At 44.9% G+C, this 14,759-nt stretch carries 13 protein-coding genes and 1 pseudogene; 9 read left to right on the forward strand and 5 right to left on the reverse strand.

Features of this window, described 5'->3' with window-relative positions; genetic code table 11:
- The 4 genes from ACVA58_RS12140 to ACVA58_RS12155 all read left to right on the forward strand — a co-directional run.
- On the forward strand, nt 1–171 hold a 171-nt coding region (locus tag ACVA58_RS12140; protein ID WP_446510972.1), incomplete at its 5' end, for a cytochrome c oxidase subunit 3.
- A 7-nt stretch (nt 172–178) separates the two neighbouring features.
- Complete coding sequence (locus tag ACVA58_RS12145; RefSeq protein ID WP_446510709.1) at nt 179–433, forward strand: cytochrome C oxidase subunit IV family protein; 255 nt, start codon at nt 179–181, stop codon at nt 431–433.
- 485 nt (nt 434–918) lie between these two features.
- Nucleotides 919–3,198, forward strand: a complete 2,280-nt coding sequence (locus ACVA58_RS12150) for a bifunctional metallophosphatase/5'-nucleotidase (protein WP_446510710.1) — start codon at nt 919–921, stop codon at nt 3,196–3,198.
- A gap of 59 nt (nt 3,199–3,257) precedes the next feature.
- Nucleotides 3,258–4,436 (forward strand): YibE/F family protein, encoded by a 1,179-nt coding sequence (locus tag ACVA58_RS12155; RefSeq protein WP_446510711.1) that lies wholly within the window; start codon nt 3,258–3,260, stop codon nt 4,434–4,436.
- Between the two features lie 115 nt (nt 4,437–4,551).
- Here the strand turns inward: ACVA58_RS12155 and ACVA58_RS12160 are convergent, their stop codons facing one another.
- The 4 genes from ACVA58_RS12160 to ACVA58_RS12175 all read right to left on the reverse strand — a co-directional run bounded on the left by ACVA58_RS12160 (nt 4,552) and on the right by ACVA58_RS12175 (nt 9,982).
- Nucleotides 4,552–5,871: a DUF1501 domain-containing protein gene (locus ACVA58_RS12160; protein WP_446510712.1), complete on the reverse strand. Its 1,320-nt coding sequence runs from the start codon at nt 5,869–5,871 to the stop codon at nt 4,552–4,554.
- Nucleotides 5,871–7,823, reverse strand: a complete 1,953-nt coding sequence (locus tag ACVA58_RS12165) for a DUF1800 family protein (RefSeq protein WP_446510713.1) — start codon at nt 7,821–7,823, stop codon at nt 5,871–5,873. The genes ACVA58_RS12160 and ACVA58_RS12165 overlap by 1 nt, the downstream gene beginning before the upstream one ends.
- A 334-nt stretch (nt 7,824–8,157) precedes the next feature.
- Nucleotides 8,158–8,946 (reverse strand): GGDEF domain-containing protein, encoded by a 789-nt coding sequence (locus ACVA58_RS12170; RefSeq protein ID WP_446510714.1) that lies wholly within the window; start codon nt 8,944–8,946, stop codon nt 8,158–8,160.
- A 157-nt stretch (nt 8,947–9,103) separates the two neighbouring features.
- Complete coding sequence (locus tag ACVA58_RS12175) at nt 9,104–9,982, reverse strand: LysR substrate-binding domain-containing protein (protein ID WP_446510715.1); 879 nt, start codon at nt 9,980–9,982, stop codon at nt 9,104–9,106.
- A 102-nt stretch (nt 9,983–10,084) separates the two neighbouring features.
- On the opposite strand from ACVA58_RS12175, the gene ACVA58_RS12180 reads away from it, so the two are divergent.
- The 4 genes and pseudogenes from ACVA58_RS12180 to ACVA58_RS12195 all read left to right on the forward strand — a co-directional run.
- Nucleotides 10,085–10,393: a putative quinol monooxygenase gene (locus ACVA58_RS12180; protein WP_446510973.1), complete on the forward strand. Its 309-nt coding sequence runs from the start codon at nt 10,085–10,087 to the stop codon at nt 10,391–10,393.
- On the forward strand, nt 10,390–11,379 hold the full coding sequence (locus ACVA58_RS12185; RefSeq protein WP_446510716.1) for a Gfo/Idh/MocA family protein: 990 nt from the start codon (nt 10,390–10,392) through the stop codon (nt 11,377–11,379). The genes ACVA58_RS12180 and ACVA58_RS12185 overlap by 4 nt, the downstream gene beginning before the upstream one ends.
- A gap of 234 nt (nt 11,380–11,613) precedes the next feature.
- Nucleotides 11,614–12,495, forward strand: a complete 882-nt coding sequence (locus tag ACVA58_RS12190) for a VirK/YbjX family protein (protein ID WP_446510974.1) — start codon at nt 11,614–11,616, stop codon at nt 12,493–12,495.
- A 120-nt stretch (nt 12,496–12,615) separates the two neighbouring features.
- Nucleotides 12,616–12,936: pseudogene (locus tag ACVA58_RS12195) on the forward strand (glutathione S-transferase N-terminal domain-containing protein); the annotation flags it as partial.
- Nucleotides 12,937–12,989: 53 nt separating this feature from the next.
- Here the strand turns inward: ACVA58_RS12195 and tnpA are convergent.
- The gene (tnpA, locus tag ACVA58_RS12200) at nt 12,990–13,403 is read right to left on the reverse strand and encodes an IS200/IS605 family transposase (RefSeq protein ID WP_446510975.1); all 414 of its coding nucleotides are present in this window, start codon (nt 13,401–13,403) and stop codon (nt 12,990–12,992) included.
- Between the two features lie 60 nt (nt 13,404–13,463).
- Between tnpA and ACVA58_RS12205 the strand changes: the two genes are divergently transcribed.
- Nucleotides 13,464–14,666, forward strand: a complete 1,203-nt coding sequence (locus ACVA58_RS12205; protein ID WP_446510717.1) for an RNA-guided endonuclease InsQ/TnpB family protein — start codon at nt 13,464–13,466, stop codon at nt 14,664–14,666.
- The last annotated feature ends 93 nt before the right edge of the window (nt 14,667–14,759 follow it).

Here is a 14,759-nt window from a genome sequence, read left to right on the forward strand (position 1 = left end):
TTCCTTCATGTTGGGTGGGCGACTTGTGCCATTCTATGGGTGATCATTAGGTTGCGAAAAGGCGCTTATACTCCAAAACGTTATGCTGGTTTAGAAGCGTTAGCGGTTTATTGGCATATGATTGATCTCATGTGGATTTTAATATTCCCACTTTTATATGTTTTAAGGTAGGTGAGTTTTGAAATGGCTAGGTAAGCTTGATTATTATTGGCTTATATTAATCTCAGTCACTTTGTTCAATACATTTTTAGGTGAGAAGTTGAGTTCTGTTCAACTGTTAAGTGTACTGGTTGCATTCACTGTAATGTATAAAGGCTTAATCGTGATAGATCATTTTATGGAGCTTAAATACGCACATAAATATTTACGGTTTTTAATGCGTCTATATGTTTGTCTCTTTCCCTCATTGATTATTGTGATTGCATTTCTATAACTCAGGTGCTTCTACCGATTTACAAATCGCATCTAAATCTTACTAAAGAGGTTGGGAAAATCAAAAGAGGTGTCTGTAATCTTACTCTCGCGGTTGATATTTGATCGCAATCTTTCATTTTGTAAATCATCACGCTGTTAACTTGTCGAGTTGTTACTCAGTGGGCTTCGTCTTGTTTTATGTGATGTATGTCGCATTTGGCATGATTTTATGGATTGCCATGCGTGGCTGTCTTGCGATCAAGATCACACCAGCAAACGTTTGCCTGTGTGTTTTTTAATCGTTCTTGTGTTGTGTGATTGTTGGCGGTTAACGTTTGTGCAGCATGCAAAGGTTTACAATTAACGACTCATTTATCAAATTTACCGAATTTACATTTTGAAACTCTCTCGGTGATTTTCGAGTTTTTATTCTATTGCTAGGGCGTATATTTGCTCGCGTTTCCATTTTCTATTTTTATTTTTAATTTTGTTGATTGCCTATATATGACTAAGAATACTATTAAGGTTGCTGCGCTAAGTGCAGCAATTGTTACCGCCCTAGCAGGATGTAACAGCAGTAGCAGTGATGAAAAAACACAACCATCACGTCCATCAATCGCTGAATGTAAAACCTACGAACCAACACAGTCAGTGATCGTTAAAGGTGATAATGAGAACCTTAACTTCCAAACGATTACTATCGGTGCAACAGGTGATATGCATGGACGTATCTTTGCGTATGACTACGCATTGGATGACGTCGATGTGAATGCGGGCTTTACCAAGATTGCCACGTTGCTGAACGAAGAGCGTGCTGCCAACGACAATTTCTTGATGATTGACCTAGGTGATACCGTTCAGGGTAACTCTGCTGAGTTGTTTAATGACCTACCAGTTCACCCTGTCGTTGAAACCATGAACTTCATGGATTACGACGTATGGGTTCCGGGTAACCACGAGTTCGATTTTGAGCGTGCTTTCCTAGAGCGTAGCCTTGAAGGCTTTAACGGTTCAGTAATTTCTTCAAACATCATTTGGGATAAAAACTCAGCCGACTGTAAAACAAACGGTGAAGAAGTTCCTTTCCTTCGTGGTTACCAGATTTTTGACTATAACGGCGCAAAAGTTGCGGTTATCGGTCTAACACCTTCTTACGTAAAGATCTGGAACGCTTCAAACCCAGAAAACTTCCGTAACCTAGACTTCAAAGAAGAATTTGAATCACTAGAAAACACCGTTGATCAAGTGATTGCACAGTACCAACCAGATGTGGTTATCGGTGCTCTTCACCATGGTCGTAGCGAATCGCACGCCCGTGGTGTGAACGAGATTGCTTCTAAGATGGCTGATAAGTTCGATGTGATCTTCATGGGGCACGAACATGCTCGCTTCATCGAGCAAATCGATCTTGGCGCACCTTTCGAAAACGGAATGGACGACATTTCTGTTTCGGGTGATAAAGCGAACCAAGTAGAAGATAAGGCGAAATCTGGCACTTATAACTGGCGTAACCGTGACTCAAAAGTGAAAGTTATCGAGCCGGGCAACTGGGGCTGGGCGTTGGCGAAAGCTGAAGTCGATCTTGTAAAAGACCAAGATGGCAACTGGAAGATCTTTGATACAACACTGTCTAACCGTACGGTTGCTGATGTTGAAGAAGATGCAGCTCTGAAGAACGAAATGCGTCACATCCATGATGAATCTGTAGAAGATGCCAACATCGAAATTGGTGTCGTTCGCGGTAACTTTACTAACACTGAAGGTGGTTTTGCTGATGAAGCGGTACTTGAAGAGCAAGTACTAAATAGCGAAGGCCAGCGCCTGTACTCTACAATCCACAGTGCAAAACTGTCAGACATGCCTTTGACTGATCTGATTAATCAGATCCAGATCATGAACGTAGAATCGAAAGGTAGTGAGGCGATTGGGGAGCAAATCAAGGTTGACGTTTCAGCGGCTGCTCTTTTCTCTGATGCATCAAACTTGTTTGATGGTGAAACCTACCGTAAGAAAGACAGCTCAAACCTGTACATGTACGACAACCAACTGGTTGCGGTAAGCATCAAAGGTAAGAAGCTGAAAGAGTATATGGAGTGGGCTTACAGCTACTTTAATACTTACAAACCTGGTGATATTACGGTGTCATTTGACCCAACAGTTGCTTCGTTTAACTACGATATCTTTGATGGTGACATTGAGTACGTGGTTGACTTGAGCAAACGTGGCCGTGAAGAAGAAGAAGATGGTACTGTGATCTTCATTGGGGACCGTATCCAAAACATCACTATCCGTGGTGTAGAGTTAGAAGATGACGGTGATTATGTATTAGCAATCAATGATTATCGCTTTGGTTCGCCAATGAAAGAAAAAGGTTGGGTGACCGATGAAGATGTCATTTGGGAATCTTCTGCTGAGCAGGTTTATGCTATTCGTGACATGCTGACGGAATATGTTGCTGATCATAAAGTGCTTGATCGCTTTGAGTTCGAAAATGTTAACTGGTACATCAAGCAGTACGGTCAGTCTGATGAGAGTGGTTTTGTTGCCCGTAAAGGTGAAATTCTTGCTTCACGTGCTGACGAGGGTACAGAGCTATGGCAGAAACTGCAAAACAAAGAAATCTGTGTGATGCGTTCCGGTCCAGGTGCTCGTGATTCTATCAATGTGTCGGTAAATGTTGGTGATGCTGACACTTGGTTCGCTAACCCGAATTACTCTGAGAGTGCGTCAATTGAGGCTCTGTATGAAGGTTGTACTTACAGCAACCAGCCTAAGCCTGAGTAATTGAAATTATCTAAATAAAATAAGGAAGGCGCTTCGGCGCCTTCTTGTTTTGGAAAATTATGATGTTAAAACGATTATTATTTCCTTTTGTGGTCTTCCTTATTTCGACGGCCATTTTGTGGTACTCGCCATCGGTGAGTGAATCATTTCGGCCGAAAGCGTACAGCAACCAGGAATTTGTCCGTGCGAGTGTGATCGACGTTTTAGCTGAGAGTACTCAGTCAGATCCTTTAGTGCCTTCAGTTAAGACAGGACGTCAACGCTTATTGGTGGAATTACGCGAAGGGGACGACAAGGGCAAGCAGGTCGAAGTCGAGAACCAACTTAGTCGCTTACATAATGTGTATGTCACCGAGGGTGATAACTTCATTTTGCTGATCCGTGAGCAAGGCGAACGTACAATTTATTGGCCTTACAACCATGACCGCTCTTCTGCGGTGTACTGGATGGTCGGGATCATTGTATTACTGACAGTGCTCTTTGCTGGATTTCAAGGCGTGAACTCGGTCATTTCTTTATACTTTACCGGTGCGCTGTTAATTGGCGTGTTGGTTCCTGCGCTGTTTGCTGGCTGGAACCCGATCATTGTCACCATCGGGTTGATGGCGGTGAAGATTGTGGTCAATTTCCTATTGGTTGCCGGCTGGAATAAGAAGTCACTGGTTTCTATGCTTGGGACACTGGCGGGTGTGGTGATGGCGGGTTTGATGGCACAGTTTTTCGGTGAGATGGCTCAGCTTAATGGGCTATATCTTGAGAAGGGTGAAGATATCCTTTATCTCGGTGGTGAGGCTCAGGTACAGGTGCGCTGGCTGCTGTTTGTCGCCATCATGATCTCGGCGCTCGGTGCCGTCATGGATGTGGCGATCTCAATGGCGTCTTCATACCATGAGCTTCGTGAAATATCGCCGGAGCAATCTGAAAAAGATCGCTTGTTGGCGACGATTCGAATCGGCCGCGATATTTTGGGTACCATGACCAATACGCTGGTATTGGCATTCGCAGGTAGCGCCCTCACCACCATCATGATGGTGTGGGGATTCCAAATGCCACTGATGCAATTTATGAACATTCCGGCGCTGTCGTTGGCGATGATCCATGGCTTAGCGGGTAGTATCGGATTAATCATGACGGTGCCACTAACAGTGTTGATTGCCAGTGCGGTGTACCAGCGAAATGCCGACAAAACTGAATCTGAAACGGCCATCACTTCAACATCGGAACCGGTTAAAGAGTAAGCTCGGTACGTCGGTATTCCGGTACTAGGCCAGAAAGCGATATTGATATTAAAGCCACGATGCGCACTTAAGGCATCGTGGCTTTTTATTGGTGCTAAGTTTATTGTGAATGGTACTAAACCATAAAGCCCAAGTTCATATTACCGAGGCCGAAGTTAGTGGATGTGGTTGGGAAGATGGTTTGTAATCCACCGTCACTGATACCAAACCAGCCCGCCAATGTAGCGGCCATTTGCTCATGGGAAAGGGTAGGGATAAGACGCCCCCTGCCGTTGTCATCCGGGCTGCCGACACTAAAATCGGGATATGCGCCATAGCAGCCGCTTAATACGCCGCCACCAATGACTAGTTGGTTACTGCCCCAGCCGTGATCGGTACCATCATTGGCATTATTGTGCATGATGCGGCCGAAGTCCGACATAGTAAAGCTAGTGACATTGGATTGCAGTGACCCAAGCGCCAGCGTGAACTCAGTTAAAGCGGTATCGAGTTGGCTATATAGCGACTGGTGGCGTGGAACCTGGTTCTTGTGGGTGTCATAGCCCCCTTGGTTGACGATAAAGACCTGCCGCCCGACACTGCCTGACGCGACAGAGGCATCAATGATTCGCTTAACTGCTGATAGCTGTGCTCCAAGCGAGCTGTTTCGGCTAATGGCCGGATCAAGTTCGGTGGAATCAATCAATGAGCGGAAGTTGTTATAAGGAGCCAAAAAGTCCCCGTGCTGTTTAAGGTATTGTTGGTGGAATGGTGAGAGATAGACCTCATCGACCATCTCGTTATATTCAGCCTCCAGTGTTCCTGAAGTGCTAAATGCGTTAACGGCTGATACTGAGCCTTGGGTATTGGTGCGAAGGTCGCTGACATTCATTCCGCTTAACCAGCTGTTGCCCCCTAGTGAGACTAGTTCAGGGATCGCGCCACCTTGGGCGAGAAGATCCATCAACAAGCCCCCCCAGCCATAAGCAGCATAAGCGTTGGAGTGCCAAGTGCTCTCCCAGGCATACTGTTGCTTGGAATGGTTGAACAAACCGGTCGGATAAGGCGCACTTGAGCCTGCTGGACCGACTAGAGTGCCGATATTAATGAGTCCTGCGGCTAAGCCATCTTGAAATAACGATTGGATCCCTGGCATGTTGGGGTGAAGGCCAATGGGGACACCGTTGTTGTCGGTTTTGCCTGTCATCAGTAGATTGGCTTTGTCTATGGCTATATTGGGGCGGCGTGCCGCATATTTGCTATAGAGGTCATCATCACCCGCCATCACCATATTGAATGAGTCATTGCCTCCTCTCAAGAAGACGCAAACCAAAGCTTTATAATCTTCAGCGGCATAGGCTTTGTTTGACAGCGAAAATGCAAGTGGCATTGTCGTCGCCCCTGTCATCAGGGCGCTGTGTTGTAAAAATCGACGTCGCGATAATTTCATCATCATTACTCCTGAATCTGGAATTCGGGTGACATGGCAGCCATCCAGAACACTTTGTACATATTGTCATGGTTGCTTTTAGGCATAGCGTCGTAAACATCCCCTAGACGTTGTTCCAGCTGTGGGGTGAGCGTGCCGTCAAACAAGGTATCAGCGAGTAAGGCGAGGAAGCTTGTTCGATCATCTGTGGTCCAAAGCCCGGTGAAGGCGGAATAATCGAGAATCAATTTGTCATCAGCCAACCCTGCCATGTCTCCGGTCAGCGTGGTGTCGTCTTTGAGCTTACGGAAAATCAGGTTGGACATATGGGGAATTTCAGCTGAGGTATATAGAGCAAACTCTGGGCCGATGAGCCCATTATCTTCCAGTGGGCCACTAGGGGTATAGCTAGCTGGGAAGAAGTTAAAGACCGAAGGGGCTGCCAGTGCACCCTGAGAGAAGCGGTGGCCTTCAGGTGAATATTGCGCATCGTAGCCGTAGCCCAATGATGTATCTCGGTGATGAGGGTAGTTGTCACCCATTTGGCTGTTAAATGCGCGGTAAAGCGCTGTCATGGTGACAATCGGCTCACGTGCTTTCGATACCGTTATTGGATTCGACTCGTACGGCTGAGGGTCGGTCAGTATGGCTTTGATAACAGCAGCAAGATCGCCTTGCGTATTATTGAATGTGCGAGCGACCCTTTCGACATAGTGCTTATCAGGATTAGAGGTAACGAGTTGCTTAATAAGGTGGGTACTGACAAACACTGCTGTTTCGCGTTTAGCAACAAGGATATCAAGCAACCTTTCTAGCTCTTCGTCTGCGGTTTCATTGCCTGGGAAGTTGCGGCCAAGTATGCGCTTGGGGTTAATGTCATGGTTACTGGCTGTAACCACCATCGGGCTGAGTAAGCCGTTGTCTTCATCCCAGCCGGTGAATAGCCTCGCCAATTCTTGGACATCGACTTCGGTATAGGCGGGAATAGGCTGATTGGTTTCTTTGTCTTTCTTGATTACGCCTTTATAGCTTACCTTCCATTCGCCCAGAGCAAATAATTGCAGTAATTCTCGGGCATAGTTTTCATCCGGAAATTGATTATTGTCGGGATCGGGCGGCAGGTTTCCTGCCATGGTCAAAAAACGTCCCATGGCGGGTGAGTAGGTCACATCACGGATCAAGTCTTTGTAATTGCCGAAGGCGTGTTCAACCAAAATATCGTAGTAGATTGCTAAGCCTTTAGCTCGATCATCACCGGATAGCCCCGCATCGTTTTGTGATACCACGACCATTTGGCTCAATGCAAAAGCGACGCGTTGGCGAAGTTGATCTTCACTGTTAAGAGCAATACCCCACCAAGCATTACTGCGATAGTTTCGGTGCTCCTGGCTGCTGCCGTTGTGATCTGCCCTGATCGACTGGATCCGTAGATACTCATCTAAATGATAAGAAGGTGCTGTAGCGATTTGCGCTTCAACCCATTGCTCGGCAGTGAGGCCAGTGGCTGTACTGATGTCGGTTTGTGTTGGACCAAACGTACCGCGCTCAAGTAAGCGAGAGGCATTGTGAAAATCTAATACTTGCGGGATGTCTAGTCGTTCAAAACGAAGGCTATAGTCAGCGGATTCTGCCCAGAGGTTATTCTCAGTTTGTGATTTGCTAGGGAGTACTGTGCCGTCTGTTTGTAATTGACCAACAAGCACCTCAGTACTGTTGTCATTGATGCATTGACCAATGTGATAAGGCCATTGTGCTTTGCGATTGTGGCTGCGCTTTGAAATTTGGCATTCAAAGGTTTCTGTAGAGGTGTTATTTTTTAATACGGTAACTTTGACAGTGTATGGAAAATAAGTGTAATTAATGGCTTTTTGAACGCTACCATTATCTATCAAATCAACGGCGTATGCATTAGATGCAATAATTTGAAAGAGCAGTACTACGATAGCCTTTTTCAAAAAACAAAGGTTTTTGAAAAACATCGTGTTGACTCCGAATATTGTTAATTAGAGATGTTGTTTAATTAATTTGTTTAAGTGTTAGCAAGTAGCTTATTTACATTAATTTCTTCTATTATTCACCTTGGTGTGTGTTTTATTTAACAAATAAATAGTAGCAAAAAAACACACCCTGTATATAAAATAGGATAATTAATTATCCTTTGAAATAATTCACTTGTTAAATTTGTGAGCTTAAGCCAAGGATGGTTTGAAATTGATATAAATATAATTTAGTTATTTGAATCAATAAGGGTAGCTTACGATTTATACTGGTGGTATTTTGACGGCCTGCTGTTTTTCTGTCATGGCAAACCCATCAAGGAGACTGTGTCGGAGAGTGTTTAAAATGTTTCATTCGATATAGCTCTTCGTCGGAGCAATTTATCGCCTCGCGTAAATTCCGTCTGTCGCTATTTGTTGCAATACCGTAGCTGTATGAAATGTTGAGTGCAGATAAGGTAGCGTCAATGCTTTTAAGGAATGCTTTGGCACGATATGGCTGGAGAATAGCAATAAACTCATCGCCCCCAAAGCGGATGATCATTTCCTTTGGCAAGGTATATTGTTTTAACCCTTGGCTAAATAACAGAAGCACACTGTCGCCAAATTTATGTCCATGTTCATCATTGAGTTGTTTGAAGTTATCGAGATCAAAAAAAATCAGGTCAAATTTTTTGAGTGAAATGCTTCCAAGCGCCTTTCTATTAAACACACCTGTCAGTTCATCAACACTCTGGCCACACTCGTATTTAGTGATGATGTGTTTTATGGCGAGGGCTAGGAAGCCAATACCAATCAGAATACATCCGTCATCAAGAAAGATAGCTATAGGAGAAGGAAGTGCATTGACGGCTTTTTTCAATGGGGCAAATTGTTCGATCATGTGATAGATATTTTCGGTACCGATAAATATCATTCCGAGAAGTGCTTTTTTTTCTTTTTTGAAAACAGGATAAGCACACACCGAGATGGAAACAATGGAAAGTAAGATCAAGTACTCGATTGCAAATTCAACCTTGGAATAGAAAAATGACTCATCAATGTTCATGATAAGTATGAGAAAAACCAACCCTGTGCAGACAACTGTCGATACGGCCTTAACCATTGAAAACCACCTTTTCCTTCATATAGTTAATATGCCTCTTAGTGCATTTATACTCCATGAGCATTGGTTTTGCTTGATGGGTGTCAAAAAAATGACAATTAGTAAAGTGTTGGAGTGAGTCGATTTATCAAGGCGTTAAAAGGGTCACTGTATGTCATCACGTTGGGGAATGTTTCTTGAAAAAGAAGTCAATGAAAGTCCTGACTTTCAATGGCTGTGATTTTCCTTTATACAGCAGGTGGATAGGTTTCGATTCAGGGCGGTACTCCGCAAGGCATTCTTGGAGTGAACCTTGTTCAATCTCGTTTTCTAGCAGTAAGGCCGGTTGCAAAATAATACCTGCATGGTGGAGGGCCGCGGTTTTGAGGACATCACCGCTGTTGCTGCTTAGCCTTGATTGTTGACGGCTGAAATAGTGCGATTCTTGCTCACGTTGCTGGGGCTGAATATCTCCGTAGTCAAACCCTAAGCAATGATGGTTGCTTAGCTCTTTGATATGTTGGGGAGCACCGAAATGCTCAAAGTAAAACGGTGAGGCACAAAACAACAGTTGGTAATTGCCCACATGTCTGGCAATAAGGCTGGAATCTTCTAACTCACCAATGCGGAAAACTAAGTCAAAGTGGTCGTGCAGCGGATCGATACGGTTATTATCGAGGATAAGTTCTACGTTGATATGGGGATGCTGCTGGAGAAATTGAGCAACAAGCGGAGCCACAACGGTATTGCCATAAGTGACCGGGGCATTGACCCTGATGGTTCCCATTGGTGTGTTGGTTAGGGTTTGTAGGTTCTCCTCGGCTTCCTTGATGTCATCAAGGATCCGCTGGCATTCGCGAAAATAGATCTCGCCTGCTTCAGTGAGTGATTGCCGGCGGGTGGTGCGGTTGAGAAGTCGAGTACCGAGATCTTGTTCTAAGGCTTTGATGTGCTTGCCGACCATGGTTGATGTGACGTTGAAGTGAGCCGCCGCTTTCGCCAAACTTCCTCGTTCTACGACATCGACAAACACCTGCATGCTTTTCAGTTTATCCATATTACAAACTATAAGTTGATAAATAGCGGAATAGATCGTTATTTATCAATCTATGGATGTCAATTAAATTGGCAATATATTGTGTTGTTACGAGTGAATAAGATGTTTGAGCAAGGGCTATTTATCACGGCAGAACTCCGTGTAAAGGATGAGGTTTCACTTGACGAGGCAAAAGCGGCGGTAGCGCAGTTTTGCCATGAAATGAACAGTGAGCAGGGCTGTTCTTTAGCGGTAGCTATGCAAGATAATAGCGATCCGCGCCGGTTTATCTTCTGGGAGCGGTATGATGATCAATCCGCTTTCGACGCGCATTTTAACGCCAAGCACACCCAAGATTTTATTGCGCTAGGCTATACCCAGCTAGAGCAGGCATTCGAAACACACTTGATGGAAGCGGAGGCAGGTCGATGAGCCACATGAAGCAGTGGGGAATTCTAGGTACCAGCTTTATTTCTGGTGTGATGGCTGAAGCTATCCGCCAAGAAGGTCAGAGCCGCATATATGCGGTTGCAGGACGCAGCCCAGAGCCTCGTAAAGCGTTGGCGGCCCAGTATGACATTCCAATGCAATATGATAACTACGATGCGCTAATTGCTGATCCCAAGGTCGATATTATTTATATCGCATTGCCTAATCATCTTCATCATGAGTATGTGATTAAAGCGGCACAAGCTGGTAAAGCGATTCTGTGTGAGAAATCCTTGTCGGTCGATATGGACAAAACCGAGGCGGCGCTAGCAGCCGTTGACCGGTATGAGGTATTTTTTGCCGAAGGGTTGATGTATTTGAACCATCCGTTTACCGCCAAAATACTTGATGTGATCAAGGCGGGTAAGATTGGTGATTTACGCTCGATTCAAGGGCAATATACAGCAGCTATTTCTCAGTTCGTGAATCCTGAAAGCAAAGGGGCATTATATAACCTGGGGTGTTACCCGGCGTCATTGCTGCACCTGATTGTGCAGCAGAGTTTCGGCAACGATGTGGTTAATAATTACACTCTATCTGCGATGGGTCGTCGGGGTCATGATGGCAATATTTGCGAGACGCAAGCTAACTTCCGGTTCGACAATGGTGTTATGGCGCAGCTACATACTGCTGAAGATTACGGCTTGCATGCAGAATTTACCGTATTGGGCTCTACTGGTAGTTTGCAGGTAACAACGAACCCTTGGTTACCTGCAACACAAAATCAACTGACTATTACTCAATACGAACAACAGCCAGAAGTGGTTGAAGTCACAGCTGACGGTGACGGTTTCTTGTACCAGGTTAGGGCGGTATTAAATGCATTGGAGGACCGTGATTCTGAGTTGGCTCGCCCAGCAGCAAGACCGGAAGATTCAAGGCAGATCATGAAATTACTAACAGACTGGGAAGACGCCGTAACTGCTTAAGGCATCTATTGCCCTGGTTGAGTAAGTTTATTTCCCAGGTGAATGCCTTTGTGTTGGGTATTTAGCCTGAGAATACAAAATCATACATTGTATGTGCGCATTTCGACAGAAATTTCACCAAGGTAATTGTACGCTGTTTGGAATTTTGTATTCATTTATCTGTGTGGTTATTCTGTGCGTCCCTTTATCAATCAATTCGACTACTTTCGTCGTCTCCCCCAATTAGCCAATACGGTGTATCCCAATAGCAAAGGGCTCAGGAAGATAAAGAAAACTGTGCGCTTTTGTCTTTGGGGTATGGTGAATGGCGATGCTGTGAAGGCTATGTCGGAGGTTTTTGCACACCCTGAACTGAAGCCTGTTCTACAGAAGAACCCAAAAATATTTGAAAAGCCTCTTAAACCGTATCTTTGTGTGAACTGGTCACGTAAAGAGAAAATTGCACGTCTGCGTGAGCATTATCTTTTTCTAAAAAACACCTTCGGTTCGCACACGCAATCTGTTCTGTCGCGACACGGTGTCACTATCTTTCAATTCACTGATAACCAAGGCGATGCTTATAAGGTACAACTCTGTCAAGGAATGAGTCGTGAAGGAGCGCTAGGGCTTTACTTGGTTGACAGCAATAACCGTAATATCTATTCGCTGACTTGCCACATTGCAACCGGTGAGAAAAAGACGTTGTATATTGGTGCATTGCAGGGGCCTAAAGAGAATATAGAAGATCGCAACCAGATCATCAAAACCTTGACGCGTTCGCTACATGGTCTGCGTACTAAAGCATTGATGGCGGAGTTGGTGTTGATTGTCGCTAATGCACTCGGCATGGAAGAGGTACGTGGGGTCTCGAATAAAGGCCATGTGTATCAGGCACTGCGTTATGTTGGCTCGAAGCGAAAAGCGGTAAGCTTTGACTACGACGACTTGTGGCAAGAGTACGGTGCAACGAAAGAGAGTGACTACTTCTATCAATTGCCATTGCAACCTCTACGCAAAGACCCATCAAGTCTGAAGAAAACCAAACGTCGCTTATATACGAAACGTTATCAATGGCTGGATGATATCAGTCTGGAGATTCAGAGTAATATCCACTCAATGATTAAAAAAAACATTTAGTCGGAAGATCAGTACCTAGCTAGTATCGTAACCGTTGAGCTTTTTGCTTTAGCAAGTGTTGTTGCCGAGAGGATATTCATTTAACGTGGTTGTTCAAAAGAATGTCAAAGGGAGCGGGCAATGACACTACGGGTTTACGGCGATATTCAATCTGGCAACTGCTATAAAGTGAAGCTGTTACTTTCATTGTTAGGGGTTGAACATGAGTGGCAGCATATCGACATTCTTGCTGGTGACTCGAAAACGCCTGAATTCCTGCACATTAATCCCAATGGAAAAATACCAACGGTAGAGTTCGGTGATGGTCGCTGTTTGGCCGAATCAAACGCGATTCTTGGCTATTTTGCGGAAGGTACTATTCTTATCCCCCAAGATACGTTTCTGAAAGCCAAGGTGATGGAGTGGCTGTTCTTCGAACAGTACAGCCATCCTAAATGGCTAGGGTACTCCCTGCGAAGCAGCAGGGAGGGGAATAGGCAAAGATGCGCAGCATCTTAATGCGGCCTATCCTGTTGCTCGATGTATTGTTTGATCACCGTTAATGGCGCACCTCCGCACGTTCCTGCGAAATAGCTACGACTCCAAAGAACGTTTTTACTAAATGCGCCAGCCACATCATTAAACTCTCTGCGTATCCTACGTGAGCTAGTTGCTTTGAGTGAATTAACTAACTTTGCGACACTTGGTGTCTTCGGTGATGTTGAAATTAACAGGTGAACGTGGTCTGACTCACCGTTGAACTCCTTCAACTCTGCATCAAATGCCAGACACAACTCTTTGAATGTAGCTTCTAAACTTTGCAGGTGTAATTCACCAAAGACCTTGCGCCTATATTTGGTGATAAACACGATATGCAAGTGCATTGAATAGCAACTGTGTCGCCCTTTGTTTACATTGCACACTGATATTGACCTTACTCACTTAAGTTCATATTATATAGGTATTATACGCAAGCACACCGATTTGTCATGTTGATACGCAAAGCCTACAAATTCAGATTAGAGCCTACTGCCGATCAGGTAGCTAGGCTTGCTGTGCTTTGCGGTCATGCTCGGTTTGTGTGGAATCAAGGCTTGCGTCACTGCTTAGACAAGCTGGATGCTGGCGAAAAGATCCCAAGCGCCTTTGAGCTTAATAAGCTAGTGACCCAGTGGAAAAAGCAAGAAGATCTAGCGTGGCTCAAGGAAGCCTACACCGATAACTTGCAGCAAAAGCTAAAAGACTTACATGGTGCGTGGATGCGTTGCTTTGATAAATCTCTGGCGGCTGAAAAACCTCGGTTTAAGAAGAAAGGCAAGAACCAAGACTCGATCCGATTCGTCAACTTCAACAAGTATTGCCTGCTTGAAGGCAATCGTGTGAAGTTGCCTAGTAAGCTAGGTTGGGTGAAGTTCCGTAAGTCTCAAGAAGTGCAAGGAGCAATTAAAAACTGCACAGTGAGCTTTAAGTCGGGGTACTGGTATATATCCTTTCAGGTTGAGCAAGAAATAGCTGAGCCAAAGCATATTTCCACATCTGCCGTGGGTGTTGATGTTGGCATATCAAAGTTTGTTGCGCTATCTGACGGTTCACACCTAAAGCCGCTTAACGCTTTTCGTAAACATGAGAAGCGTCTTGCTACGGAGCAGCGCAAGTTAGCTCGCAAGGTCAAATTCTCTGCCAATTGGCAAAAACAAAAGGCGAAAATTCAGAAGCTGCACACTCGTATCGCCAACTGCCGCAAGGACTACCTACACAAATCATCTTCCGAGATCAGCAAGAATCACGCAATGATAGCGATAGAGGATTTACGGGTATCAAATATGTCCAAGTCAGCGAAAGGTAATTCAGAGGAGCACGGCAAGAACGTCAAGGCCAAATCAGGACTCAATAAGTCAATCCTAGATCAGGGTTGGTATGAGTTTAGGCGACAACTTGAGTATAAGCAGCAATGGAATGGAGGCATCGTTATAGCTGTCCCAGCGCAATACACAAGCCAAACATGCCCTTGCTGTTGTCATGTGTCGAAAGATAACCGCCAAACTCAAGCGCACTTTGAATGTGTTGAGTGTGGTTACACCAACAACGCAGATATTGTTGGTGCATTAAATATATTAGAGCGGGGACACCGCTTGTTAGCCTGTGAAGTGAGTGGTGCAACAATGCCGCCAGCAGCAGGAACTAGTCACTAAAGCAATTTAGTGTGCACCCAGTAACAGGGAATCCCCCGCCGAAATAAGCGAAGCTAGGCGGGGGAGGATGTCAAGAGCCCTATATTGCTGTTG

The sequence above is a fragment of the Photobacterium sp. DNB22_13_2 genome (genome assembly GCF_052873915.1).

Excerpts from the sequence above, each read along its gene's own strand:
- ACVA58_RS12150 (WP_446510710.1), top strand. The coding sequence starts at position 919 with ATGACTAAGAATACTATTAAGGTTGCTGCGCTAAGTGCAGCAATTGTT.
- ACVA58_RS12155 (WP_446510711.1), top strand. The coding sequence starts at position 3,258 with ATGATGTTAAAACGATTATTATTTCCTTTTGTGGTCTTCCTTATTTCG.
- ACVA58_RS12160 (WP_446510712.1), bottom strand. The coding sequence starts at position 5,871 with ATGATGATGAAATTATCGCGACGTCGATTTTTACAACACAGCGCCCTG.
- ACVA58_RS12165 (WP_446510713.1), bottom strand. The coding sequence starts at position 7,823 with ATGTTTTTCAAAAACCTTTGTTTTTTGAAAAAGGCTATCGTAGTACTG.
- ACVA58_RS12170 (WP_446510714.1), bottom strand. The coding sequence starts at position 8,946 with ATGGTTAAGGCCGTATCGACAGTTGTCTGCACAGGGTTGGTTTTTCTC.
- ACVA58_RS12175 (WP_446510715.1), bottom strand. The coding sequence starts at position 9,982 with ATGGATAAACTGAAAAGCATGCAGGTGTTTGTCGATGTCGTAGAACGA.
- ACVA58_RS12180 (WP_446510973.1), top strand. The coding sequence starts at position 10,085 with ATGTTTGAGCAAGGGCTATTTATCACGGCAGAACTCCGTGTAAAGGAT.
- ACVA58_RS12185 (WP_446510716.1), top strand. The coding sequence starts at position 10,390 with ATGAGCCACATGAAGCAGTGGGGAATTCTAGGTACCAGCTTTATTTCT.
- ACVA58_RS12205 (WP_446510717.1), top strand. The coding sequence starts at position 13,464 with ATGTTGATACGCAAAGCCTACAAATTCAGATTAGAGCCTACTGCCGAT.